This is a genomic window from Paenisporosarcina sp. P4_D4 (assembly GCF_056401835.1).
Genome location: NZ_JBFUIO010000192.1, coordinates 1 through 2,959, shown reverse-complemented (window position 1 = coordinate 2,959; position 2,959 = coordinate 1). Strand labels below are relative to the sequence as shown.

At 35.4% G+C, this 2,959-nt stretch carries 3 protein-coding genes; all 3 read left to right on the top strand.

Features of this window, described 5'->3' with window-relative positions; all coding sequences use genetic code 11:
* On the top strand, window positions 1–259 hold a 259-nt coding region (locus AC1DSL_RS16850), incomplete at its 5' end, for a hypothetical protein (protein WP_477533089.1).
* Window positions 260–421: 162 nt separating this feature from the next.
* Window positions 422–997, top strand: a complete 576-nt coding sequence (locus AC1DSL_RS16845) for an SMI1/KNR4 family protein (RefSeq protein ID WP_477533088.1) — start codon at window positions 422–424, stop codon at window positions 995–997.
* A 712-nt stretch (window positions 998–1,709) separates the two neighbouring features.
* On the top strand, window positions 1,710–2,959 hold a 1,250-nt coding region (locus AC1DSL_RS16840), incomplete at its 3' end, for a metallophosphoesterase (protein ID WP_477533087.1).

The following is a 2,959-nucleotide window of genomic DNA, read 5'->3' as shown; positions in this document are numbered from 1 at the left end:
CAAATCGTTTGAACATATTAATTTTGAAATCACTAAAGAAAATGGAGTCTTCGTTAATATTGCAGATGATGCTTTATTTGTAGATAAGCGTGCATTTTATAAAGGAATAATATTTATTTGTGAGAAAACAAGTGGAAAAATCAGTACGGATGAATTAGTTTGGCACCAACCAAATGAGTTCAGATTAAAATTTAAAAGTTACCTAGAATGCTCATTTAATGAGGCTGTGGAAAAGAGTTTTCTGGAATTAACTTCTTAACTAACGGGTGCTTTAGTAAAGGATTACAGGCTGCATTTAGTAGCTCTTTTTTCTTATTCAACTAAAGCTAAGCAGCAGGTTAGTAAAAGGAAGTAATGATAATTGAATGTACAGAATATGATTTGATTTTCTGAACAATTTTTTAGGGAGGTATGAACATAAATGGATTCAGCTCATATAGTAAATAAATTAAAGGAAAAAGGTGTGGAGTTTACAATAGGATTAAAGGAAAAAGAAATAGATGAAATAGAGAAATTATACAACATTCAGTTACCACCAGACTTAAAAGAATTCATTATGTTTGCCTTACCTATATCGAAAGGATTTGTAAACTGGATCGATAAAAGTAAAGAAAATATTGAAAGCATAACTAACCGATTGAACTGGACATTAGAAGGCATTATTTTTGATATTGAACATAATGATTATTGGTTGAGTGATTGGGGAAAAAAGCCTTCCTCATTAATAGATGCAGTAAATATTGCTACTATGCATTACAATAAAGCACCAAAACTAATACCAATATATTTTCATAGATACATACCATCTAATCCCTTGGAAAAAGGGAACCCCATTGTGTCTGTATATCAAACCGATATTATATATTATGGTGAAAACTTATTATCATATCTTTTAGTTGAGTTCGATTTAAAGGAATATAAGGATATAGATTTTGAAAATATTAAAAGAATTCCTTTTTGGAGCGACATTATAAACCTATGGGATGCTGAAGAATAAAAATCAATGTAACAATTAGGAGATAGTAATATACTCATTATCCTTATTAAACTAACGGGTGCTTTAGTTGAAGATTCAATTTCCGAAATAATCCGACATTTTTTTAAAAAGTGAATAGCAATAAACAGGTGAAACCKCGTATTTTGATCAAACTTTGTTCAAAATACGMGGTTTATTTTTTACCTAGAAATTGAGGATGCTCGCTAAATTTTAATCAAACTTTTTTTAAAGCTTCATAAAGTTTACTATAATTTGTTAAGACAATACCGGATTGTCTGACTAAAGATTACGATTGGTCAAATATTCACGGTGGCCTTAGGTTAAGACAATAGGAAATTATCTTAATGTTTCGAATTATATGGTTATAACAATATATCAACATTACAAAACATTTACGTTATATATACACTCTATTAAAATTTATCACTTACTATTAAGCAGTTAAGCAAATTTGATTCTGGAGGGGGGGATCTTGTAGCAAGTGTTGTATAGGATCAATGCTTGCGAATTTAGCTCAAAAACTTTACGACGAGTGAGGGACAACAAGATTCGACGTTAACGGGGTTTCGCCTTCAAAACGCGAATTTTTCCAGCTAAGTGATCAAGTAATATAAAACCCTGATTTTCAACCCCTCTAAGGGACCCCTTAACGGGCTAAGCAAGACGACAAACGGCATATTGAGTATTACAAGAAAAAACAGGAGGATTAATTATGCTATTTCTTAAAAGGCTAAAAAAGTCATTTCTATCACTCATGCTGGTGAATGTAGCCCTGTTGGGTGTAGTAGGCAGTATCTCGGCAGAAAGCTCTGCAGCAGGGGCAGAAAACACTACGGAAGATCCTATCTTCAGCTTCATGTCAATGTCGGACACGCATAGCGATACGGGTAAAACGGCTAAAGCTGTAACGGATGCTAAAAATAATAATGTAAGTGCAATAGTTTTAGCCGGGGATATAACCAATCTCGGGGATAGCGGTGAATATGACGCCATAAGAAATGCTATCGATTCTGTAAAAGATCATCCGCCGGTGTATTATGCAATGGGAAATCATGAATACGATTGGCAGCCGGATTTTAATGTAGCGAAGAACAGATTTATACAAAAGGCAGGAATACCAGAAGAGAAGGTGTATTACCACCGGGAAATACAAGACTATGACTTCATATTTTTAGGGTTTGATAAGAAACCGACCAATTACGCGTATATGTCCGACGAACAGTTAGCCTGGTTTGAAAGCAAGCTTGCTGAAAATGCTGTTCCGGACAAGCCGATTTTTGTGTTCACGCATAATCCTGTTCACCAGACTGTATCCAAGTCATATTCTTCGGATAATTATAATGAAAATTTGGTACAGGAACAGAAGTTCAGAAATATCCTTGAAAAATATCCACAGGTTATTTTAACAACAGGACATCTTCACGACGATACTAAGATAGAAGGCAACATGTACACCAATGGATTCACTGCAGTAAGAGACGGTGCCGTTTTAAATAATCAAGCTATGATTGTTGATGTATATAAAGACAAGTTACATATAAAGGGAAGGGATGTAAATACACAAAAAACCATATGGGAAGGTACTATGAGTCTGCACCCGAATACAACCGGCATGTATGAAGCCGAGGATAGTGTATTCGCATATGCAACCGCTGGCGAAGACATAAATCCGTCCGGCGGAAAGTACGTGAAAATGAACGATGGAAAAGCATATATCGAGTCGCTCAAGGTTGACGGAGGAGCTTCTGGCGGCAACAAAATATTGAAAATCAGGTATGCTACCGATGCTGCCAATGTTACCAAGGGAATATATGTAAATGGAGCCAAAGTACAGACGCTCAGCTTTCCTACTACCGGAAGCATGAGTTCGTATAACGAATTGGTGGTACCTGTTGAGCTGAATCCGGGTCCTAATAACAAGATCGTCATAAAAAGCGATAGCATCGCAGCGGTTGTGAACAT